The organism is Wolbachia endosymbiont of Drosophila nikananu (genome assembly GCF_028981865.1).
In the GTDB taxonomy this organism is placed as follows: domain Bacteria; phylum Pseudomonadota; class Alphaproteobacteria; order Rickettsiales; family Anaplasmataceae; genus Wolbachia; species Wolbachia pipientis_B.
In genome coordinates, this window is sequence record NZ_JAPQLL010000067.1 from 1 (window position 1) to 21,721 (window position 21,721).

The window sequence follows — 21,721 nt, forward strand, 5'->3', positions numbered from 1 at the left end:
GGTTTGCGTTTATTAACAGCCATAAATAAAGCATCTATAATTAATTGTTTATCCATTGAACTACTCATTAACTACCATACGTGAATATAAGTCAATTATTGCTGCCAAATATAGCCAGCCTTCTTTGGTTTTTATATAAGTAATATCAGTTACCCATACCTTATTGGGCTGGTCCGTAGTAAAATTTTGATCCAGGATATTTGGAGCTATAATCCTACTGTCTGTTTGCTGTTTTTTAGTTTTGAATCTTCTTCTAAGCTTAGCTTGAATGCCATTTTTTTGCATTACATCTTGCACTGTTTTGATGTTATAATTTTTGCCTAAAGCTTTTAGTTCAGCATGGATTTTAGGAGCTCCGTACCTGCATTGTGATGCTTGATATATTTTTTGAATATCTGCTAGAAGCTCCTCTCTTGCTAATTCTTTATTGCTTTTCTCCTGAGCAACCCATTTATAATAACCACAAGCAGATACATTTAAAAACCTACATAACTCCTGTATTTTATAGCTGCTTCTATGCTCTTTTATAAAAGAATATTTTACTCCTTTTGGCTGGCAAAATATCCCAGGGCTTTTTTTTAAATGTCTCTTTCCCTAGTTATTCTTGCTAACTCTTTCTTTAAGTCAAACCTTTCTTTGTCATAAGTAGCTAACTTTCCTTTGCCTGGAAATGCATCTACTTCTGACATTTTTTCATTATATTTTCTTACCCATCTGCTTAATAAATCTCCACTCATGCCTAAATCTCTTGCTATTTTTGCTGACGGTTGACCTGTTTCTCTTACTAGTTTTATTGCTTCCAATTTAAACTCTATTATATATTCCCTTCTGTTTCCCATATTACACCTCTTTGAAAAAACGTTCTATTTTACTTCAAAAACGTCTTAACTTCCTCTCTACTTTTTCTGGGTAAGGTCAGGGATCTCTTGTTAGTGGATGAGATACCGCGAATGAATCGCGGAATGACGGTCTGCGGCGGAATGACGGTTAAGCAATTCGTCATCCCGCTACATGTTAGCGGGATCTCTTGTTAGTGGATGAGATACCGCGAATAAATCGCAGTATGACGGTTAAGTACGTGTTAGCGGCTAAGAGATACCACGGCGGCATGACGTAGAGCTCGCATTAGCTATAAGATTAGCTAACATTCTGCACATCCATAAAAAACAAACCTTCTTTTTCGTCTTGAACGCTAATAATAGCGTGAGTGTTAAGAGGCAAAGGATCGTTTATATGCCCATGGCCTACCCCTTTCATTGTAAATACAGGAAAGTTAACACTTTTTGCAAACCTTTCTTTTACGACTTCAACAAGATTATCATTATAACAGTTAACGAAATCCCCAAAGATTACTGCATGCACTCCATCAAAAATGTGAGCTTGTTTTAGGTGATCTAAACTGCGCTCTATTGCATATGGGTAAACTCTTATGTCCTCTAAAAATAGAATTTTACCTTTCACATTTATTTGCCAAGCGGTTCCTATACTATTTTCAACTAAAGTCATATTACCACCGATGACTTTAGACTCTAATCTGCCATCTTTTAGTCTAATGCCATTGTTTATCATCTTTAGGTTATCAAATCTGATAGAATCCTGCTTGTTAAGAATTAACTCTTTCAATTTTTCAACAGAGCTTTCAGAAACGGAGCTATTTACTATCATTTCCAACATGGTGCCGTGAAGAGTTTGCCAATCATATTTAGCTTGTAGATAGATATGCAAGGCAGTTATATCGCTATAGCCTATGAGGATTTTTTTGTTTTGAGCAATCCTTTCTTTTTTATCATTGGGTAGCTTTTCTAGATAGGGAATTAACCGAGAAGCCCCTTCTCCTCCTCTGATGCACCAAATTATTTTACTATCATCAGTTAGTGCTCTAATCAAATCATTTGCTCTAAATTCATCAGAGTTAGAGTAGAATGGATTATCATTGCTATATATTTTCTCTGAGATATTGGGACTGAAATTCAAGGCTTCTACATACTCTTTTATGGTAGTCAGGTCTGATTCTTTTCCCTTGGAAGAAGGAGCAATAATATCAACTTGGTCCATTGCATGAATACCTGTGTTAGCACATAAAGTGAAAATAAAATATAAAAGGTAAATGATCATTAAAATATCTTATAAAACTCTTTTTTTAGTATATCATCGAGTTCAGAAAGTAGAACTTTAACTCCTAATTCTTCCATTGATGTAACGCCATAATCTTGCAGTCCACAAGGAATAATACCCTTATAGTGAGAGAGATCTGGAAAGACGTTAAGCGCTATGCCATGATAAGTTACCCATTTTCTTAAGCGAATACCAAAAGCTGCAATTTTTTTTTCTACTCCATTGTTATTCACCCAAACACCTATTCTATCCTCTTTAAATTCTCCAAGTATATTAAATTGCTTTAAAACATTTATTATCCATTTACTTAGGTCTCTAATATATAGCTTTATGTCGCATTTATTTCTTTTTTTAAGGTTTAACATTAAATATATAACACGTTGTCCTGGCCCATGATATGTGTATTTGCCACCCCTGCCTGTTTTATATATAGGAAATAGTTTTTCAACAATATCATCATCTGTTGCACTGATTCCTGCAGTATAAAGTGGAGGGTGCTGGAGTAGCCATACCAATTCGTCTGCTGAATTATTGTAAATCTGTTGAATTTTTTCTTCCATAGACTTTACGGCACAGTTATAATCAATAAGCTGATTAGATATTAGCCATTCTGTCATGTTCAATTTCTTTTCTTTTTAGTATAGCATTTTCCTGTTATTCCAGTGTGTGACACTGAGCGCAGCCTTTCTTATTCCTAGTATACTTAATACTAACTTCTGTGCTATTTCTCCTTAACAAACATAGTACATGACAAATGTTTAATTGTTTGTCAACACAGGTCCTCTTTACGTATAGGCAACTTTTTTTATTGAAAAATTCAGAAAAATGTTGTACAATTATTAGTAGATTTTAGGTAAAATATATGGCAGACTCAAGATTTAGCATAACTTTCAACAACGAAATTTCAGAGTGTCTTGCCGGACTGGCTAAAATAAGAAATAAGTCCATTAAAGAACTAACAGAGAAGCTAATACAAGAAGCAATTGAAAATGAGGAAGATAAAATACTAATTGAGCGTGCTGCTAAACGTAATGTTTCAGGTGTAAAGAAAATTAGAAGTGAGGATGTAGACTGGAATACAATATTATCTTCATAGAAAGCGTTCTTGAGAAAGACCTTCCAGCTCTTCCAAAAACAATAAGATTAAGGATCATAAATGCGATAAATAAGCGCCTTACAGTTGATCCCATTAACCTTGGTGAGCCATTATATTACAGATTTAAAGGACAAAGAAGATTAAGGGTAGGTGATTATCGCGTTATCTATTCCGTAAATATTATAAAATATGAAGTGGTTATCACAGAGATAGGACACAGAAAAGATATTTATAAGTAAGTACATCATATAAACATTAAATATATTTTTACTCCTTCCTGATTCATTTTCTACCTTAGGTGGCTTCGCTTAGCTCAAAAAAAAAGCTCATTCTTTTTGCTACCCCTTATTGTGCCTGCCATTTAACTACTGTGTAGAGATTGCTCTCAAACATAATGTTCGTACGTTAGTATATCCTTCCTGTGACACCAATTGATATAATTCTACCACAAATTCAATTTTTTAGGAGGCACATATGAATTTCAACATTTTTCAAAGAAAGAAAAGCAGTGAATATTCTGCTTTGCAGCTAATGATGGAACCAAGTTGGAGTAAGCGTGATTATGTAAGTTTTGCTGAGGAAGGTTACATAAAAAATGTTATTGCCTTTCGAGCAATTAATATGATTGCAAGTGCTGCATCTTCGGTACCTTTTACTCTCTGCCAGCTTACTGAACAGGGAAAATCGCAACTAAAAGCCCATCCATTACTGAGATTACTTTATTCTCCTAATCCAATGACATCAAAATCGGAATTTATTGAGGGGATTGTAACTTATCGGTTAGTTAACGGCAATTCTTATATATTGATGGTTGAGCCGCAGAACAATAAAAAACCACCAACAGAGCTTTATCTTCTGCGCCCTGATAGGGTTGAAATTGTTCCGGGGAGAAATAACGTTCCTTATATCTATCGTTATACCATAAATAACAACGGTTATGACTTTAAAGTTGATAAACTAACCGGACGTTCAGCAGTGTTGCACCTAAAGACCTTTAACCCTTTGAATGATTGGTATGGATTATCACCAATTGAGGCAGCTGCATATAGCATAGATCAGCATAATCAGGCGGGTGCTTGGAATCAAGTGATGTTGCAAAATGGGGCAAGACCAAGTGGTGCAATAGTTGTGAAATCAGCGAAGGACGGGAGTGGTGGAAGTTTAAGTCAAGAGCAGTACCAACGCTTAAAAGAGCAAATAAATGATCATTATTCAGGTTCTGTCAATGCTGGAAGACCGATATTGCTTGAAGGAGGCTTGGAGTGGAAAGAAATGAGCTTATCACCAAGGGATATGGATTTTATTGAATCCAAACACAGCTCAGCTCGTGATATTGCCCTGGCTTTTTGCGTCCCGCCGCAGTTGCTTGGCATACCAGGTGATAACACTTATAGCAATTTAGTCGAAGCACGCTTATCCCTCTGGGGGCAGACGGTTTTACCAATGCTAGAAAATATTATCTGTCATCTGAATTCTTGGCTAACACCAAAATTTGGTGAAAATCTGTGTTTGTCGTACGATAAAGATGCAATAGAAATACTCATGGAAAAGAGACAAAAGTTGTGGAAATACGTAGAAAATGCAAGCTTCATGACGCTCAATGAAAAAAGAGAAGCTTTTGGCTTGCCGCCATTGACGGGTGGTGATGAATTAGGTTAAGTTTGTATCCGTTCAGATGAGTTTATTGTCCCCTAAACCGTACACCTAAGTAAATTAACTATTCCTCTTGCCAACCAAAGCGATGAAGATTTGGTTTACATCAAAACTCATCTTAGGACGCCAAATAGGGCCGTCCAAGTGCATATCGATATAGATTGGATTACTATAGTTTTGTGGTATGAAAAAGAACCTGAATATAGAAACTAAAGCGAAGTTAGATAAGGTTAAATTAGAAGAGATCGACCCTGATGCCTGATCAATCCCGAATTGTAAACTAGTTGAACATATACCACTCTTAATACTTGCTTTTCCGCTAATATTTTCAAAAAATGTACTGCCATTATATATATCAACATAAGCAAATGTGGAAATTTCAGACTTATTCTTACTGCTTAACAAATTAGTGATAAATGAATTGCAATCTACATTAGTAACTTCTATTCCCTGCGCTTGTAGGTTTACATCTCCTGATAAGTTACTAGCCCAATCATGAAAACTTTTTCCTTGAGTTTTGATTTCACCATTTAAGCTTACCTGACCATTTACGTTGTCAATTCCTATAACCTTACCAATCTTTTTAGTGTCCAAATTTACAATAGAAAATCTTGTATTCATTGAGTCTGATCTTAAATAACCCTGAAAAAACACTTGCCCGTGTTCTAATATGTAACTTGCCTGCCTGATAGTGATAACGTTATTTCTCATTACCGCATCCAAATTAAAATCTTTCAAAATATTCTGCTCGGTTTTAAATTCTGCAGTATTGATTTGCACATTTGCATCAAAGCCTTCTTTGTCATTCAAAAAATCAAGCTGCTTTGTTGACCATTGAATTTGATCTATCTCATTTCTTGAATTTCTTTTTACCTCTACTAAATTTGGTAATTTAAAGATATTTCCATTAAATTTATTGCCCGTAAGGTTCACATCTAATAAAGGTTTGGCGTATTTTTGATCTACTAATATTTTTGCATTACCGGTAATATCGAAATCTTCTCCAGATAGTTTTATTTTATCTGCAACTAGCTTACCTTTTTCCATTTTCAGCAAAAAATCCAAATTTTTAATTTTCGTATCATTTAATATAAGGTTATTAACACTAGCCTTTATATTTGCATCATACTGAAAATTTTTCAGCCGTTGCATTTTAGATAAACTGCTAAATAATGAATGATCATATTTATCTGCATCAAGATTATGCATGCTAAATTTACCATCAATCACACTGCGTTTTTTTGCGTAACTCATCTTAATTGATCCTTGCAAGAATTCCTTATTATTTAGCAATCTAATGTCTGAGATAGATAATATTCTTGGTGCAAGGTGCAATTTAGAACTTAGTGTAAATTGATTTTTCTGGTTTTCTTTCATCTTTATAGAAGGGAAAAAACATGAAATGAATGACTCAAAATCACCTCCTTCGACTAATAAATCACCGTCGAACTCAGATAGGGCATTATTATTTGAGATCTCTCCTGATAAGTAAGATATATTATTGATTCCAGGAAATTTAAGAAGCGTATTAACTTTTACTTTGCCATCAGTGGATTTTAGTACAGCACGAAAATTGTCCAATATTTTGTTTTGATCTTGAATGTTAGAAGCTTCCATATTAAAATTTAAGCTCAAGTTCTTTGGCACAACTGCTCTAAAGCATTCCAGAAGGTCTTTCATATTCGTTGTTTTTTGTGAATCATTTTGTATGGAATCTAAGTCAACTTTGCTGAAGCTAATATTGAGATTAGTGTGATCGCCTTTTCTATCATTTTGTATTGTACCACTGGCTTGCATGCTTTTGGAATCAATTTTCAAGTCAGTTACCGTAAACTCATTTTCATCGAGGTTGATATTAGATGATATCTCAATATTTTCACTAGGAATAACACAAGAAAGAAAGCTAAGATTAATGATTTTTGCTAAATCACTCACAGAACCGGAACTATTATTAATCGTTAGTGTTAAATTACCCTGGAGTTCTTCTTGATTTCTATTACCTGTAAATAGCAAATTTACAAAATTTGATTCAACACTAATGTATACATTCTTTTTTGTGATATTAACCTTTCCTGAAAAATCGTAATTATTATCACCTACCTTTACTTCACCAAAAAACTGCTTATTTTTTTTTACAGCAACTTCCTTTATGTTAACAATATAAGCGTTAAAACTTACTTGACTGTCTTTTATTACTATATCGACTGTGTTACCACTGGCTTTTGTATTTATAATATTGATTAAATTTTCTTTATTGCTTTTCATGCCAAACAATGTGATTGATTTTGGTTGCAACGAAAATAAAAACAAGGATAGGAACGATGGCCTTATTTCAATTTTTCTTACACTAATTAAATCTGATAACTTTTGCTCTTTATTTTCGTTGTATTGTACATATACATTATAAATAGTGAGCTTTGGAGTAATGAGTGAAACTTCAACTTTCCCTCCAATATGCACTTTAGCATCATACGTCCTCTCCAGCTCTTTTATGATATATTTCCTGTAGCCACTCCAATCCTTAAAAACTGCGGCAACATGAAGAAGGACTAATACTAAAGAAATTGATAATATGGCGTATAAAGAAAGTTTCATAGTAGACCTCTCATTCCGGCATCTCTTCGTCTTGTCATCCCAGTGCGTGACACTGGGATCCATCTTATTTTCATCATGAGCATTATTTCAGCGTATGCTCCTAGAATCTGTTGTCTATTGCATAATTTGCAAATATTTTTATATCTGGATCCCAGTGTCAAGCACTGGGATGACACCGTTTGCTGTTCCTTTAGCAAAAGATCTAGTTTATACATATTTCAAATTATTCAAATTCCCTATAAATGTTAGGTAAAGAGTACCAAAATAAACAATAACACTCAAAGCTATTAAAGTCGTTAAATAAACAATACGAGCCAACATTTTATCAAAAAATAATCCTGCCAACAAAGAATTAAAAATATAAAGGGCTATTGACATGACTACCGTTGCTACAAAAATTTTCATGATATTTAACAATAATGCTTGGCTAACCTTATACATTTTATTTATTGTTAAATAACTAATTAATAGAATAGAATTTATCCAAGTGGAAACAGAAGTAGCAATAGCAATTCCCGTATGCTGATATTCGTTCATTAACATGAGGTTTAGCACTACATTAATTCCAAGGCACATTAGTGAAAACATAGTTGGTATTTTCAGATTGCCTTTAGCAAAAAATGTGGGTAGCAATACTTTATTTATAATAAATGCAGGTAAAGAAAGAGAAAATGCTATTAACGTGGGAGCAGTTTGCTGCACTGCATAATGATCAAATCTGCCGTAAGAAAAAAGCGTAAGTAAAATTATGTCGGGAATAATGATAAAGGCAGCAGTTGTTGGCATAATTAACATTAATCCTATGTTGAGAGCCTTATTCTGTATTTTGACTATATTTTCAGTATTATTCACCTGTTTTGAAATTAAAGGAAGAAGCACTGTACCAATTGCAGTACCGATTATTCCCTGCGGTAGTTGATTTAGTCTATCGGCATAATATATATAAGACACCGCATTTGGTATAAAACTCGCCATGATTGTGTCAATCCATACACTTATTTGTATTACACAATTGTTGATAGTTGCAGGTATTACACGCTTAAAAAACAACCTTACTTCATTGCTTAATTCAAGGCTAAAAGAAAAAGCTGCCTTTAACTTGTATGCACTAAACAGTATCAGAAGTAACTGTAAAATCCCTCCGATCAGCACAGCTATAGAAAGGTTGTGCGCTGAGGTTTTTATATAAGGCACAAATAAACTGATGATTAAACAGAGATTCAAAACGATTGGTGCAATAGCTGTTGAAGCAAAATGCTGCTTTACTTGCAGCATTCCACCAATAAGTGATGCAATTGACACAAAGATTATGTAGGGCATCATAATTCTTGATAAAGTAACAGTAAGGGTAAACTTACTTTGGTCAAATCCAGGAGCAAAAATTTGAATCATATAAGGGGAGAAAGTTTGCATGATAAGACAAAAAATTACTAAGATAATAAACGTAATGGATATTACACTACTTGCAAGATTAAATGCCTTTTTATCATCGTGTGATTCTGTTGAATATAACGGTATAAAGGACGTGGTAAATGCTCCCTCTGCAAAAAATGCACGAAATAGATTGGCAAAGCGAAACGAAGAAAAAAATATGTCTGCAAGAGAGTTTGCACCAATAACCGTAGCAATCAATACATCTCTTATTAACCCTGAGATCCTTGAAATAGCTGTAAAAAAACTAAATGTGAAAATACTTTTAAACATACCGCTACTTCATTAGTATCAATACAATTAACTATAATAGTAAAAGTATCAATGAAAATATTTATTGGCTAAACTTAAAACCCTCTGCAAAAGGAGAGTTAAATAATCAATTGACTATTTGCGCTCGTATGTTAGATATTTTATATCTTGGCGGGCGTAGCTCAGTTGGTAGAGCGTCAGTTTGTGGTACTGAATGTCGCCAGTTCAATCCTGGTCGCTCGCCCCACTAAAATTTTCTACTTTACAGAAATATGAACAAATGGTAGCATTATCATTTAATTAGGGAGGTTATATGGATGACGGCACTAAAGGAGTTTTAGTATTGTGTGGTATAGCATCAGTGATAGGAGAGTTGACAGGTTTGGGGTTGAGTTTTACAGCTTTATCACCTTTGGTTATAGGTGGAATTATTGCCGCCATTCCTGTAATATTGTTAGCTGCATTTCTTATATGCAATAGTGTAAAAAAAGGAGAATTCTCCAAAAAAGATCTTTTCGGATCTGCTTGTTTATGCGTTACAAGCGCTGCAATTGGAGTTGGCCTTGCTGCAGCCGCAACTGCTATTTTTCCTGGTGCAATGCTTGGACTGGGCTCTGCAGCTTTAGCAGGTGCAACAATAGGAGTAATAGCGCCAATTGCAGGGATATTTGCAACCGTGGCTACACTACTTGCTGCTGAAAAAGTGAATGAATATATTATATCACCTATAGTTGAAAGAATTTTTCCTTCAAAAGGGGAGGGGTATGAATAGTTTATTTAACACTCCCACTATACCTAATTGGGCTTTAACTATATCTCAACTTGATATTTTCTTTCCTGGTAGATTGAAAATTGAGTTGAGTTAAAAATGCAGTTTGACACACTTTTTTGAACATTCCCTAACCTCAATTTACATCAAAATACTTTTATTAGTATCTTTTTCTTGTGACTCAGCAATACGTTTAGCCCAACCCAGTGGCCTTTTATTTCTATTAGCTAATGCAATTCTATTGCGATCATAACTATCAGTGTGTTCCGTTAAAGTATCTTTTCTTTCTTCTCTTTCTTCTTCTATTACTCCGACTTTCAATTGTGCTGCATCTTTTTCTAGCAATTTATATAGTTCGCTATTTTTGTCTATAGTCAGATTAGTATTATCATTTTCTTGTTCTGCCACTTTTCTTTCTAATAACTTACGTACAGGATCATATTGTTTACCTTCTTTTATTTTTTCCAACATACTGTCTAAGGATAAATCTTTAGTTTTAGTAGCCTGTTGTGAAGGTTCTTTTAAACCTTTATTCAATTTTTCCAATGTATCTTCTTTTTTTGATTCAATGGTTTCTAATCTCTTCCCTAGTTGTTCAGGACTTACCTGAAAATTATAGTGGCTAGTATAAGTTGGAGATGAGTAGCCTGAATCGTTTATTTTTGTCTCCGCTGCATTTCCTTTTAGCAATCCAGTTGCTAATAAATGTTCTTTGGTTTGTTCGCTCATTTCTTTCTGATCCACCGGTTTTAGTGGGAACTTCTGAGTTTCTTTATCCAACTTACTGGTAAATTCCGTAAGTAGAGTGTCATCTCTTTGTTCAGCATTCATTAGGCTCGCTTTTAACTGTCCAGAATTTACTCGAGATTGTTCATGATTAGCATGAGTTGGAGATGAATAGCCTGAATCACTTATACTATTTGGTGTTGAAGCAGAGACACTAACAGTTGGACCTTCTACTGTTTTTACATCTGCTAAATCGTTTTTTGCAACCCATCTTCTTTATCTTGTGGCAGTTTATCAGTAGGATCAACTTGCCTTAATCCTCTATTATCTTGCTGTGATCTATCTCTGATTTCTTTAAGAAGATTTTTAGGGGAGTTTGGTTACTTTGTTCAATGTTCTCTAAGCTCCTCTTTGACTGCTCAGGATCTACTTGAGATTGAGCATGAATTTGAGGTAAATAGCCCGAGTCACTTTTGCTATTAGGTTTTGGAACAGAAAGTGGCTGTTTACTTTCTTCCCACTCAGCATCACTAGCACCACGGTTATCACTGTTGTGTTCATGCATATCTGAAAAAGGTGAATAAGGAATTTTATCCTTGAGTTTCTTCCATGGGTTATTTTCTTTGCTTCTTTCTATTGATGCTTCTCTATCATCAACATCAGTGTGCCTTAAGTTGTTTTTCTTGAAATTCCTGATCTCTTGTAATAGAGCGCTTTTGCTGTTTCCTTCTTGTTGCGGGATTTCAGGTTGTTGCTGATTATTAGGTATTTGCTCACTTCTATCTGGTTTTTGGCTTCCAAGTTTGCTTCCCCCTTGCTCATTGACAACATTTTCTTTAGATGGAAGTGAACTAGTTCTAAGTGGTGGCAGCGGAGGGGTCTGAGATCCAATTTCTCGATTTATATGAGTAGCTGGGTGTTTTTGAACAGGCTTTTTGACCTCTTGCTCAATATCTCTACTGTTACTTTTTATTGCGATTTCAGATGATTCTTTCATCTCATTCAATTTTCCTTGTCCTTTTTCCCTGAATTCTATTTCATGCAAGAATAAACCACCTATTTTTACATCTCTGTTTGCTTCTAACCGTTCTAGAGAAAAATCATCACCTTTAACAAGGTCTACACCGTTAGCATCAATCTTAATTTTGATCTCACATTCTTTCCCCTCTGCATACCACTTTAAAGTCATTTCATATGAACCATCAGTTACGACATAATGTCTTATTTTTTCCCCTCCTTCCTCGGCAACAAAACCATGCATTCCGCTCTTTCCATCGCTATGCAATGTTGAAAACCCCGATATTCCATTCTTCTGACAAAAATCACTATTTAAAAATTCGCTGATTTTAAACTCTTTTTTGTCATCTCCCAGCGTAATACTTGCGTGATTACCGTATATTGAGACTCCTGCAACATCATCAACATACTCTTTCAACCTTTTTTGAACTTCACTTTCGAGCTTTTGTTCGGCTTTCTTTATCTTGTTGCATTCCTGAAGAATAACTCCACATGCTTTATTTTTGTCTTTATCTTCGTTCCAATCCCAATCGGTGCATTCTGTTAAAAACTTTACTGTGTTAAAATCAACTCTAGCATTATAAATTGGGTCGTCCTTTTTATCAAATAAAGGAAAAAACTCTTGAATGCGCTCATTATAAATGTGTTCTTGTTGTGTATCGTTAGTGTTCATATACCCCTCACTAATAACCCTCTGCCTTTAATTCTAGCTAATACTAGCTAATATAATTATTATGAGCATTGGTTGAATTTTTATTAAGGAAGGTTGTGTTGTTACTCAGATGGCAACTTTTAGTTGGCGCCTAATTTTAAATATCTATTGCTCATAGTAAACACTTCTGGATCTTGAGAGGTTAACTTGAGTATAGCGAGTATGTTGATAAATAACAAAGCAGCAATCGAGATATCAGCAACATCCCATAGCAATCGGATTTTACCCATCGCACCAAGCGGAATGATCATGGTAAAAATTACAATCCAGATTTTAGTGTATTTATTATCCATAGACGCATAGCGTATTGTCTGTTTTGAGCAAAAAAACCAAGTAAAAATAGTAGTAAAGGCAAAACAAAACATTATGGCCATAATTAAATAGTCAATATAGGGCCAATTCATAGCTTTTCTAAAAGCAAATATGCACATGTTAGTACTCTCTAAATCAGTGACCCAAGAATCTGTGACAAGTAGTACCATTGTTGTAATAAACACTATGAATGCAACTATAAAAGGCGATATTATTGTGATTAGGCTCTGTTCAATAATAAATTTATTATTATTTTTCTTAGGAACAATTGAAGAGTGCACGATTCCTTCGAGGCCAAGCCCTATATCTGTTGCAAAAATACCTCGCAAAGTTCCGACTTGAATAATAGTCAACATTTCTAAAATCAAACCTAGAGATAAACCAGAGTTAAAGCTACTAGTTGTAAAAAAACTGCTTGTTATTAATTTTAGAGAAGGAAGGATATTTTCACTGAACTTAAATAATATGATACCGCAAAGTATGAGGTAACTTACCGTCATTATTGGTATCATAGCCGATATAAAAATTTTAATTTTTTTTAAGCTGAGAACTGTAACAACAAAAAATATTATGGCCATTACAATGCCACCAATGACTACAGGCACATCTATCATGTTAAGTGGTATTGATAGAGAATTTACCTGAACAAGGTTACCAACTGTTATTGAAACCATCATCATAACAACCAGAAACACAATTGTAGCTTTTCTAGAATTAAATGCATCAGCCATGTAGGCTACAGGGCCACCTATAAACCGTCCGTTCTTTTCCTTTCTGGTTTTTATACTTAGATAACAAGTGACATATTTTATCACAGAAGTGATAACAATAATTATTGCCATCCATAAAATAGAGCCCGGTCCTCCGGTTTTTAGAGCAACAGCAGTTCCTGAAATGTTTCCTACTCCTAAATTTCCTCCTAAGATTGTAAACAGGGCGGCTATAGAAGAAAATTTATTTTCCCCTCTTTTAACTCCAATGAGTGAAAGGGCGTACGGCAATCTAAATATCTGTAGCCATTTTAGTTTAACCGATAGGTAAACACCAGCAACTAGCATGAGTAATATTGTTGGCAGTAATAAAACAAACTTTACTGTATCCATCTGTAAAAGTGAGATTTTTATTTAAGTATACAACAAAAATTGAAAATACTTAACCTATTTTCTATTAGAGTTCGTATGACTTCGTTCCTGTCATCCTAGCACCTCTTTCTGTCATCCTAGCGCTCCTTTCTTGTCATCCCAGTGCGTGACACTGGGATCTAAATTTTTTATGTGAAACCATTATGTTTATATACTTGTAGGCCCAAGTTCCTCACATAGTGAACAAAAAAGTAAATGAGATTCCAGTGTCACGCACTGGAATGACACCTACCCCATGAGAACCCTATTTTTCATACCACTCATTTATAAGTTTATTGATATCAGAATCTATAAAATCCTTTAGTGGTTGCCTGGTTTTTATCTCAACATTTTTAGGGATGCACCTATCTTTACATATCGCATAATTTATATGGAAGTTAAGGTCAATATACCCTTGATTTGAAAACACATTCATCTTAAAGGGAAATAATACCATATCCTTATATACGTTACTGATAAATATCTCTCTTCCTACTTTATCTCTATGTTCCTTTGGAGTAGGCCAGTAAATATCTATGTTTAATGTGTTACCCTTACAATCAAAAGAAGTGGGAAGACCGAAATCTCCAGGATCTTTATAATATATGTGCCAGCCTGGTTCTACTGTAACCTTTATTGCACCTTTAAGAGTGAGGCTTGCTTCATTTATCTCGCCAATAAGTAAATCAAATTTTGCAATTTCCTCGTCAGCATATAATTGGGTGCAAGAGAAAAATAAAAACAATATTAAATATATATGTATTTTCATTAAGGCAAATTTCTCCTTTTATAGAGAAAATAATTTAGATTTTAAGTATTATATTTAATAACATTATATAGATTATTTATTAATATAGCATTATGCTATAGCTAAACTGACTTACAACAATCTAAAAAACGACAAATTCGTCATTCCGCTACTTGTTAGCGGAATCTATGCCGAGATACCGCGAATGAATCCACAACTGTACGAACATTGTGATTTTGGCCCATCAGGAGGGTGTCATCCCAGTGCTTGACACTGGGATCCAGGAATTTTATTAAGTTGGCAAGCATAAAAATAGCTGTTTTTTGTTAAAATACAATGCTTTGGTGATTATGGAAAGGCTGGATTCCAGTGTCAAGCACTGGAATGACATCATCCTTTTTTCTGAATTCCAATGTCAGCTACTTTCATGACATCGTTTACTATGTGCCATATTATAATGTTCGTACAGTTGTGGAATGAATCGCGGTATGACGTATTGCTTGGGTCAGCTATAGTATAAATATACTAGGGATTATAGTTCTTTTATGCTGCCTTTTTGTTATTAGACAACCACAATATAAAGGGATGAAACGGATACAAACAGTAGTGCCTTTCTGCACCAAACGTATTACCTTTAACGAATAGTAAAATGTGAGGTTTTTTGGAACTACCGTGGAGCAATTGCTCCACGGCTTCACTCTACTCAGAATCCACCCATGCCACCCATTTCTCCTGCGCCCATAGGAGATGAAGCATTTTCTTTGCTTGGTACATCAACTATCATAGATTCAGTAGTAATCAGCACACTCGCAACAGATATTGCTGTTTCAAAAGCAATACGTACCACTTTTGCTGGATCAATCACACCAGCTGTAAATGCATTAGCGTAATTCATAGCCTCAACGTTGTATATAAGCTCTTTATCATTCTGCTTAATCAAATAGTCAATGATAACAGCAGATTCAAGACCAGCATTTTTAACTAACCTTCTAATTGGAGCACTGAGAACTTTCTTGATAATGTTTATGCCTATTTGCTCTTCGTCACTTGCACCTTTTAATTTGTCGAGAACAGATGAAGCATAAAGAAGTGCAACTCCACCACCTGGAACTATGCCTTCTTCAATTGCAGCTCTTGTTGCATGCAGCGCATCTTCAACTCTATCTCTACGTTCTTTAACTTCCACTTCAGTTGCTCCACCAACTTTTAGCACAGCAACACCACCTGATAATTTCGCTAAACGTTCTCTTAGCTTTTCTTTATCATAATCAGAAGTTGAAGTTTCAATTTGAGATTTGATCTGCTCGATTCTAGCTTTCACATCGTCAGAATCGCTATTTTCGCTGACAACTGTGGTATTATCTTTAGTAATTTTAACATTTTTAGCAGTACCAAGATCATCAAGTGTCAGATCTTCTATCTTGACTCCAAGTTCATCTTTTATGACGTACTTAGCACCAGTCAAAGTTGCTATGTCTTCGAGCATCTCCTTTCTTCTGTCACCAAAACCTGGAGCTTTTACTGCAGCAACTTTTAAACCACCACGCAATTTATTGATAACTAAAGTGCTTAATGCTTCACCTTCGATATCCTCTGCAATAATAACCAAAGGTTTACCAGATTTAACAACAGCTTCAAGGATAGGAAGTAAAGGTTGAATAATATTTAATTTTTTCTCTGTAATTAATAGATAAGGATTATCAAGCTCCACGATCATTTTTTCATTATTTGTAATAAAATACGGAGAGAGATAACCGCGATCAAATTGCATGCCAGTAGTCAGCTCAACTTCTAACTCTTTTGAACCTTTACTCTCTTCAACAGTGATCACACCCTCTTTTCCAACTTTTTTCACGGAATCAGCAATACTGTTACCTATATCCTTATCACCATTTGCAGAGATTATCGCAACTTGCGCTACTTCATCCATTTTCTCTAGAGAAATTGTACGAGACATTGACGTAATTTCCTTTAATATTACGTCTTTTGCCTTCTGTATTCCGTTTTTAATACCAACACGATCGTTTCCAGCAGCAATTGATTTTGAAGCTTCCATTATCATGCTGCTAGTTAATATTGAGCACGTCGTTGTACCATCACCAACTTTGTCGTTACATTGAGAACAACTTTGGGCAAAGATGCTTGCTATTGCAGCATTTAGTGGTTTTTCAGGCTTGATACCCTTCATCACCTTATAACCATCTTTTGTAATTTCTGGTGCTCCATAGGGCTTATTAATCCCTACTGTTTTTCCTCTAGGTCCCGCAGTTATTGCTACCGTTGAATCCACTATTGCTGCGACTTCACGAAAGGCTTCTTGCAACTGCTCACCTGATACTACTACATTAGTCATTTTTATCACCTCTTGTTAATAAAAAATTTAGAAAACTATAATAAAACCATTTACAATGCGCCATGTTGCGCTTTGTTTCAGTTTAGTAAAATAAAGACTGCTATTTAATGACGGCAAGTATATCGGACTCTTTCATCACGATAAGCTTTTCATCATTATGTTCTATTTCTGTACCAGCCCATTGACGATAGAACACTTTATCACCAGCCTTTACAGTTAAAGCTACGCGTTCGCCATTTGAGTTGCGTGAACCTTCACCAGTTGCTACAATTTCACCTTTAGTAGGTTTCTTTTCAGCACTTGATGGAAGCATAATTCCACCCTGCTTTTCCTCGCTAATAGGCTTGATCAGTACACTATCATCCAATACATTTAAATTTATACTTAACATTTGCTTTTCCGCTCAAATTAACATATAACTTTATATATATACTCGTAAGTTAGATTTCAAGGGCTGGAGTTTGTGAAATATGCACACCAAAAGCAGTTTCTATAAAGAGCCTAATGTTATATAATAAAATTTAGGTTTATTTATAGAGATTTCATGAGTTATATACCATTCTTAAGTCGTGGTGTAATAGTGCTATATGGGCCTGACACTAGAGATTTTCTGCAAGGCATTATAACCAATGATATTAATAAGTTGGATAGCCAAAAAGCTATTTACTCTTTATTGCTTAGCCCTCAGGGAAAATACCTATATGATTTTTTTCTTATTGAATATGGTAGATATATTTTCTTAGAGTGCGAAAATGTGCACTTACAGCAAATAATCGAGAAACTAGATTTACTTAAAACTTATTTGAGAGTGAAAATTAAAGACATTAGTGCACTATATAAGGTTGGAGTTTTGTTTGATACTAAGTTGGCGGAGTGTAGTAGTAAGTCACAAGTTATTTTTCAAGATCCAAGGCACAAGCTGCTAGGAATGAGGATCATACATAAAGATGAAATAAAAGAACCGGTTGGGGATTTTACTAAATATGAAAAAGTTAGAATTAAAAACCTTGTCCCAGATGGGGCAAAAGATATGATACAAAATTCATCGTTCCCATTGCAATATTTAATCGATAAGGCAAACGGTATAAGCTTCAATAAGGGGTGTTATGTAGGTCAGGAAGTCGTAAATCGAATGAGCAGACAAGAAATATTCAGAAGAAAACTTTATCTTGTTGAGGGGGATAACGTACTTCCAGATATTGGCACTAAAGTGACAAATGAAAATAATGAGGAAATAGGGGAACTGCGCTCTAGTGTAGACAACATTGGACTTGCATTGCTTAATACTCAAAAAAGTCATGCAAATTTATATGTCGATGGGGTTAAGTGCGTTAAGACGTTGAAGTTTTAAGGTAGCACATATAGAAACGAAAAACTTATTTTATGGCCTGGCGTCACGCACAGAATGACATCATTTACGATGTAACATTTATTACTTTTGCAGATACAATTTACATGCTATAATTAAATCTTCATAGTTGGTAAATTGGAGTGCAAAGAAGTAAAATTAAAGTAGAAATAAAAAGATTATCACACGGAGAAGACTTGTCTCTTCCATGTTATGCAACTACGCAGAGTGCTGGTATGGATCTTTATGCTGCATTGAATGACTCTGCTGTTTTAAATCCACTTGAGAGATTACTTGTTCCAACTGGAATTGTGATTGCAATACCAAACGGTTTTGAGGGGCAAATCCGCCCACGTTCTGGTCTTGCTGCAAAACATGGAATCACTGTCTTAAACTCTCCTGGCACTATAGACTCTGATTATCGAGGTGAGGTTGAAATTTGCCTAATTAATCTAAGTAATCAGCTATACAAAATAAAAAGAGGAGATAGAATCGCACAAATCCTTATTTCTCCTGTATCTCAAGTAATTTGGGATGACAGAGAAGAATTCTGCACAGAAGAAACCGGCCGCAATGCAGGGGGCTTTGGTTCAAGTGGTAGGTAATTTGCGAAAAAGCTTGACTATGATGTCATCCCAGTGCTCCCTTTCTTGTCATCCCAGTGCTTGACACTGGGATCCAGAAAAATTGATTGTGCACTATACAACATTTTCGATGAAATTATCAAAAGCTGGATCCCAGTGTCAAGCACTGGGATGATACCCTCCTGGTAGACAATGTTCATACAGCTATGTGTCAGCTACTCGGATGACACCCTGTGTTTGCTGGCTATAATTGCTAAGGATTTTTATTTAATTTAACTGCATCTTTTGCCTTATCCAATAATCCATTAACAAAACCAATTTTGCTTGGTTTATCAAGTAAATCAGATGCAATGTTAGTATACTCATTGATAACAACTGGAACTGGTGTATCGCAATTAATCAACTCACATATTGCAACACGCAAGATAGATAAGCTTATAAGATTTAACCGTGAGAGGGACCAGCTTGGATGTAAATAAGACTCTATTATTTTATCATATTCTTCACTGCTTTTTATAACCTTATATAACAAGTTTTCTAAGAACTGATGTTCAAATTCTTCACATTCAAATATATCTTTCAACTTACTTATGTAGTCCTTAAGCTCACAATTTTCCAATTTAAAAGTGCTTTTGTTGTAACTTACAAAAATATTTGAATAAGCAATTTGTACGGCAAGAAATCTTGCCGTACTTCTTTTTATGCGCCACTTTTTATCTACTGGTTTTTCTTCCATTATTTTAATTTATTGTGTAGATCTATCATATGCAAAACAGTTGAGGCTGCATGGCCACCAACGTTCTTTTTGTTTTTGTCAGCTCTAATTAGTGCTTTATCTTTGCTATCAGCGGTAATTACGCCCATACCAAGGGGTATTGCATAATGCATAATAACTTCATTTAAGCCTTCGATTACTCCTTTACAAACGTATTTATAATGATCAGTTTCACCGCGAATCACGCACCCAAGAGCTAAATAACCGTCATAATTAGCATTCTTGCTTTTTACTGCAAAGAGAATTGTAGCTGGTATCTCAAATGCACCAGGAACTTCAATTATGTCATAGCTTGCATGACTTTCTTTTAATCTATCGACTGCACCTTCAAGCAGAAGGTTCACTATTTCAGTGTGGTAAATTGAATTAACTATTAGTATTTTCGACATTCATCCCCACTTTTCTTGTTAAAAGCAACTTTATTAATGATTGTTGAATCAGAGTTATAATATTATTAAATATCCAATATATTACCAGGCCGGCAGGAAAAGAAGAAAAAATAAAGACAGAAATGTAAGGTAAAAACTTCATAACATTTACTTGAATATCATCTTTACTGGATTGATCTTTCTCACTTAGCTTCTGCTGAATTATCATTGTGGCACCGAAAATTATAGGTAAAATGCCTATAGAAATAGGAAAGTTATAATTAAACAACCCAAAGAATGTAAAGATGTTCGTTGGGTCAGGAGCTGAAAGATCCTTAATCCATAAAAAAAAAGGAGCATGCCTCATCTCTATAGTAACAAATAATACTTTATATAGAGCAAAAAATACCGGTATTTGTATTAGCATGGGAAAAATGCTCGACATTGGGTTTACATTGTTTCTCTTGAACAACGCAATTGTCTCTTTGTGCTGCTTTAAGCTGTCATTTTTATACAACTCTTTTATACGAGTTAATTCAGGCTGCAGGCTTTTCACCTTGAACATCGAAATGTATGATCTATTAGATAAGGGAAGCATCAAAAGTTTGATTACTAAAGTCAGCAATAATATTGCTAAGCCAAAATTTTTTAAAACGAAGTTAAAATATTCAAGCAGTAAAAACACTGGCTTGGTTATAAAATAAAGAACACCAAAATCTACAGCTTTATCAAATAAAGGTATATTGAGAGTATCCTTATAAGAATCCAGTAAATTCAACTTTTTTGCTCCAGCAAAAAAATAATTCACATTAGAAACACTTGCGCTAGGAAGTATGCTCTTGTAAGGTTTGACAAAATCTACTTGGAATTTATCAATATTATTAACGTTCGTGTGTTTAATGCTTACATTTATTTTATCAGATTTCTCAGGTATGATGGCTGTAAGCCAGTATTTATCAGCAAAACCAAGCCAATTTTTTTCACTCGTGCTTGCTTTTATTAAATGTTTTTTGGAAATATCCTTATATGTCCACTCCTCTAGTTTATTATCAAATGCACCCAGCACTCCTTCATGGGATATCCAATAAGATTCGTTGATATTGTCACGTTTACGGTTAATTCTACCATAAGGAACCAAAACTACATTATCTTTTGTATTGTTTTCAATAATTTGCTCAACTTTAAACATGTAGTTATCGTCAAGGCTAATTTTCATTCTAAATAAAATGCCATTTTCATTATCCCAAAATAAATTGACCTCTTTTTGATTGAGTTTATCTGCTTGCCAAACTGTTTTAGAATCTGGAACTTTAATCTTTTTATTCGGATCGAGCCACCCAAATTCTGCGAAATATACATCTTTTGATTCTGCAGGTGACAGTAACACCACTTGTGGAGAAGAAGAACTCGGTTCTAAGTGGTAGTTAGTTAAGATTAAGTCATCAAACCTTGCACCTTTCAAAGGAATTGATCCTTTAATCATGTTATTGGTTAAATTAACCCTCTGTTCTCGAGTAGAATTAATAATTTCAGAACGATTTTGGTGTATTATAGGAGCAAGGTCGTTAAAAGATTCGATATGTTCAATATTTTCAATCAATGGCTGGTTTTGGTTTGCACTAAAAAAATTATCATAAGTAATGCGCCAAGATACCATGATCAACATGGAAAGGATAGCTGCTAAAATTAAACTTTTTGCTTCTGACATGAAATTAAATTAAACATATCTTCTTAAAGTGTATATTA

General features: G+C 34.6%; 21 protein-coding genes, 1 tRNA gene and 1 pseudogene. 7 read left to right on the forward strand and 16 right to left on the reverse strand.

The features are described 5' to 3' along the window. The 3 genes and pseudogenes from OZD67_RS06630 to lipB all read right to left on the reverse strand — a co-directional run. Positions 1 to 839: pseudogene (locus OZD67_RS06630) on the reverse strand (IS3 family transposase); the annotation flags it as partial. A gap of 298 nt (positions 840 to 1,137) precedes the next feature. Next, positions 1,138 to 2,115, reverse strand: coding sequence for an LD-carboxypeptidase (locus OZD67_RS04755; RefSeq protein WP_182182666.1), 978 nt, complete (start codon positions 2,113 to 2,115; stop codon positions 1,138 to 1,140). Then, a complete protein-coding gene (lipB, locus tag OZD67_RS04760) occupies positions 2,115 to 2,732 on the reverse strand; it encodes a lipoyl(octanoyl) transferase LipB (protein WP_182182668.1) in 618 nt (205 codons plus the stop codon). Before lipB ends, OZD67_RS04755 begins: the two co-directional genes overlap by 1 nt. 245 nt (positions 2,733 to 2,977) lie before the next feature. Here lipB and OZD67_RS04765 point away from each other — a divergent pair, with 245 nt between their 5' ends. The 3 genes from OZD67_RS04765 to OZD67_RS04775 all read left to right on the forward strand — a co-directional run bounded on the left by OZD67_RS04765 (position 2,978) and on the right by OZD67_RS04775 (position 4,870). Then, positions 2,978 to 3,211 (forward strand): DUF6290 family protein, encoded by a 234-nt coding sequence (locus OZD67_RS04765; RefSeq protein ID WP_182182670.1) that lies wholly within the window; start codon positions 2,978 to 2,980, stop codon positions 3,209 to 3,211. Further along, complete coding sequence (locus tag OZD67_RS04770) at positions 3,208 to 3,450, forward strand: type II toxin-antitoxin system RelE family toxin (RefSeq protein WP_227738598.1); 243 nt, start codon at positions 3,208 to 3,210, stop codon at positions 3,448 to 3,450. Before OZD67_RS04765 ends, OZD67_RS04770 begins: the two co-directional genes overlap by 4 nt. 235 nt (positions 3,451 to 3,685) lie before the next feature. Beyond that, positions 3,686 to 4,870, forward strand: a complete 1,185-nt coding sequence (locus OZD67_RS04775; protein ID WP_182182672.1) for a phage portal protein — start codon at positions 3,686 to 3,688, stop codon at positions 4,868 to 4,870. Positions 4,871 to 4,924: 54 nt separating this feature from the next. Here the strand turns inward: OZD67_RS04775 and OZD67_RS04780 are convergent, their stop codons facing one another. From OZD67_RS04780 to murJ, 3 genes are read right to left on the reverse strand one after another with little or no spacing between them, the layout of a single operon-like run. Continuing rightward, the gene (locus OZD67_RS04780) at positions 4,925 to 7,459 is read right to left on the reverse strand and encodes an AsmA family protein (RefSeq protein WP_182182674.1); all 2,535 of its coding nucleotides are present in this window, start codon (positions 7,457 to 7,459) and stop codon (positions 4,925 to 4,927) included. Continuing rightward, a complete protein-coding gene (locus tag OZD67_RS04785) occupies positions 7,456 to 7,674 on the reverse strand; it encodes a hypothetical protein (RefSeq protein ID WP_182182675.1) in 219 nt (72 codons plus the stop codon). Before OZD67_RS04785 ends, OZD67_RS04780 begins: the two co-directional genes overlap by 4 nt. Then, positions 7,667 to 9,163 carry a murein biosynthesis integral membrane protein MurJ gene (gene murJ, locus OZD67_RS04790; protein ID WP_182182677.1) on the reverse strand — a complete coding sequence of 499 codons (1,497 nt, stop codon included), beginning with the start codon at positions 9,161 to 9,163 and terminating at the stop codon, positions 7,667 to 7,669. Before murJ ends, OZD67_RS04785 begins: the two co-directional genes overlap by 8 nt. Before the next feature lie 150 nt (positions 9,164 to 9,313). Here murJ and OZD67_RS04795 point away from each other — a divergent pair. Beyond that, positions 9,314 to 9,389, forward strand: a tRNA-His gene (locus OZD67_RS04795). Between the two features lie 66 nt (positions 9,390 to 9,455). Then, positions 9,456 to 9,914, forward strand: a complete 459-nt coding sequence (locus OZD67_RS04800) for a hypothetical protein (RefSeq protein ID WP_182182679.1) — start codon at positions 9,456 to 9,458, stop codon at positions 9,912 to 9,914. A gap of 138 nt (positions 9,915 to 10,052) precedes the next feature. Here OZD67_RS04800 and OZD67_RS06475 read toward each other — a convergent pair whose 3' ends face one another. The 6 genes from OZD67_RS06475 to OZD67_RS04825 form a co-directional block, all read right to left on the reverse strand. Beyond that, complete coding sequence (locus OZD67_RS06475) at positions 10,053 to 10,742, reverse strand: hypothetical protein (RefSeq protein ID WP_375138147.1); 690 nt, start codon at positions 10,740 to 10,742, stop codon at positions 10,053 to 10,055. 208 nt (positions 10,743 to 10,950) lie between these two features. After that, entirely contained in the window at positions 10,951 to 12,327 is a 1,377-nt protein-coding gene (locus tag OZD67_RS06480; RefSeq protein ID WP_375138148.1) for a hypothetical protein, read from the reverse strand. A 119-nt stretch (positions 12,328 to 12,446) separates the two neighbouring features. Next, positions 12,447 to 13,781 carry an alanine:cation symporter family protein gene (locus OZD67_RS04810; RefSeq protein ID WP_182182680.1) on the reverse strand — a complete coding sequence of 445 codons (1,335 nt, stop codon included), beginning with the start codon at positions 13,779 to 13,781 and terminating at the stop codon, positions 12,447 to 12,449. 283 nt (positions 13,782 to 14,064) lie between these two features. Further along, positions 14,065 to 14,568 carry a protein-disulfide reductase DsbD domain-containing protein gene (locus OZD67_RS04815; protein ID WP_182158475.1) on the reverse strand — a complete coding sequence of 168 codons (504 nt, stop codon included), beginning with the start codon at positions 14,566 to 14,568 and terminating at the stop codon, positions 14,065 to 14,067. Between the two features lie 682 nt (positions 14,569 to 15,250). Further along, on the reverse strand, positions 15,251 to 16,900 hold the full coding sequence (gene groL / locus OZD67_RS04820; RefSeq protein ID WP_182182682.1) for a chaperonin GroEL: 1,650 nt from the start codon (positions 16,898 to 16,900) through the stop codon (positions 15,251 to 15,253). 100 nt (positions 16,901 to 17,000) lie between these two features. After that, on the reverse strand, positions 17,001 to 17,291 hold the full coding sequence (locus tag OZD67_RS04825; RefSeq protein ID WP_375138149.1) for a co-chaperone GroES: 291 nt from the start codon (positions 17,289 to 17,291) through the stop codon (positions 17,001 to 17,003). 153 nt (positions 17,292 to 17,444) lie between these two features. Between OZD67_RS04825 and ygfZ the strand changes: the two genes are divergently transcribed. Together ygfZ and dut are read left to right on the forward strand one after the other, a co-directional pair. Continuing rightward, positions 17,445 to 18,251, forward strand: a complete 807-nt coding sequence (ygfZ, locus tag OZD67_RS04830; RefSeq protein ID WP_182182684.1) for a CAF17-like 4Fe-4S cluster assembly/insertion protein YgfZ — start codon at positions 17,445 to 17,447, stop codon at positions 18,249 to 18,251. A gap of 140 nt (positions 18,252 to 18,391) precedes the next feature. Beyond that, positions 18,392 to 18,853, forward strand: coding sequence for a dUTP diphosphatase (dut, locus tag OZD67_RS04835; protein ID WP_182182686.1), 462 nt, complete (start codon positions 18,392 to 18,394; stop codon positions 18,851 to 18,853). A gap of 17 nt (positions 18,854 to 18,870) precedes the next feature. On the opposite strand, the gene OZD67_RS06485 is transcribed toward dut, so the two are convergent. Genes OZD67_RS06485 through yidC form a run of 4 tightly spaced genes read right to left on the reverse strand, consistent with a single transcriptional unit; the run spans position 18,871 to position 21,683 of the window. Continuing rightward, positions 18,871 to 19,032, reverse strand: coding sequence for a hypothetical protein (locus tag OZD67_RS06485; protein WP_410543703.1), 162 nt, complete (start codon positions 19,030 to 19,032; stop codon positions 18,871 to 18,873). 53 nt (positions 19,033 to 19,085) lie between these two features. Then, positions 19,086 to 19,568, reverse strand: coding sequence for a transcription antitermination factor NusB (nusB, locus tag OZD67_RS04845; protein WP_182182688.1), 483 nt, complete (start codon positions 19,566 to 19,568; stop codon positions 19,086 to 19,088). Beyond that, a complete protein-coding gene (locus tag OZD67_RS04850; RefSeq protein ID WP_182182690.1) occupies positions 19,568 to 19,996 on the reverse strand; it encodes a 6,7-dimethyl-8-ribityllumazine synthase in 429 nt (142 codons plus the stop codon). Before OZD67_RS04850 ends, nusB begins: the two co-directional genes overlap by 1 nt. Beyond that, positions 19,974 to 21,683: a membrane protein insertase YidC gene (gene yidC, locus OZD67_RS04855; protein WP_182182692.1), complete on the reverse strand. Its 1,710-nt coding sequence runs from the start codon at positions 21,681 to 21,683 to the stop codon at positions 19,974 to 19,976. The genes OZD67_RS04850 and yidC overlap by 23 nt, the downstream gene beginning before the upstream one ends. Positions 21,684 to 21,721: the final 38 nt, after the last annotated feature.

Bases quoted from the DNA above. Each gene is read 5' to 3' on its own strand.
- OZD67_RS04755 (WP_182182666.1), bottom strand. From the start codon at position 2,115: ATGATCATTTACCTTTTATATTTTATTTTCACTTTATGTGCTAACACA.
- lipB (WP_182182668.1), bottom strand. From the start codon at position 2,732: ATGACAGAATGGCTAATATCTAATCAGCTTATTGATTATAACTGTGCC.
- OZD67_RS04765 (WP_182182670.1), top strand. From the start codon at position 2,978: ATGGCAGACTCAAGATTTAGCATAACTTTCAACAACGAAATTTCAGAG.
- OZD67_RS04775 (WP_182182672.1), top strand. From the start codon at position 3,686: ATGAATTTCAACATTTTTCAAAGAAAGAAAAGCAGTGAATATTCTGCT.
- OZD67_RS04780 (WP_182182674.1), bottom strand. From the start codon at position 7,459: ATGAAACTTTCTTTATACGCCATATTATCAATTTCTTTAGTATTAGTC.
- OZD67_RS04785 (WP_182182675.1), bottom strand. From the start codon at position 7,674: ATGTATAAACTAGATCTTTTGCTAAAGGAACAGCAAACGGTGTCATCC.
- murJ (WP_182182677.1), bottom strand. From the start codon at position 9,163: ATGTTTAAAAGTATTTTCACATTTAGTTTTTTTACAGCTATTTCAAGG.
- OZD67_RS04800 (WP_182182679.1), top strand. From the start codon at position 9,456: ATGGATGACGGCACTAAAGGAGTTTTAGTATTGTGTGGTATAGCATCA.
- OZD67_RS06475 (WP_375138147.1), bottom strand. From the start codon at position 10,742: ATGAATGCTGAACAAAGAGATGACACTCTACTTACGGAATTTACCAGT.
- OZD67_RS06480 (WP_375138148.1), bottom strand. From the start codon at position 12,327: ATGAACACTAACGATACACAACAAGAACACATTTATAATGAGCGCATT.
- OZD67_RS04810 (WP_182182680.1), bottom strand. From the start codon at position 13,781: ATGGATACAGTAAAGTTTGTTTTATTACTGCCAACAATATTACTCATG.
- OZD67_RS04815 (WP_182158475.1), bottom strand. From the start codon at position 14,568: ATGAAAATACATATATATTTAATATTGTTTTTATTTTTCTCTTGCACC.
- groL (WP_182182682.1), bottom strand. From the start codon at position 16,900: ATGACTAATGTAGTAGTATCAGGTGAGCAGTTGCAAGAAGCCTTTCGT.
- OZD67_RS04825 (WP_375138149.1), bottom strand. From the start codon at position 17,291: ATGTTAAGTATAAATTTAAATGTATTGGATGATAGTGTACTGATCAAG.
- ygfZ (WP_182182684.1), top strand. From the start codon at position 17,445: ATGAGTTATATACCATTCTTAAGTCGTGGTGTAATAGTGCTATATGGG.
- OZD67_RS06485 (WP_410543703.1), bottom strand. From the start codon at position 19,032: ATGAACATTGTCTACCAGGAGGGTATCATCCCAGTGCTTGACACTGGG.
- nusB (WP_182182688.1), bottom strand. From the start codon at position 19,568: ATGGAAGAAAAACCAGTAGATAAAAAGTGGCGCATAAAAAGAAGTACG.
- OZD67_RS04850 (WP_182182690.1), bottom strand. From the start codon at position 19,996: ATGTCGAAAATACTAATAGTTAATTCAATTTACCACACTGAAATAGTG.
- yidC (WP_182182692.1), bottom strand. From the start codon at position 21,683: ATGTCAGAAGCAAAAAGTTTAATTTTAGCAGCTATCCTTTCCATGTTG.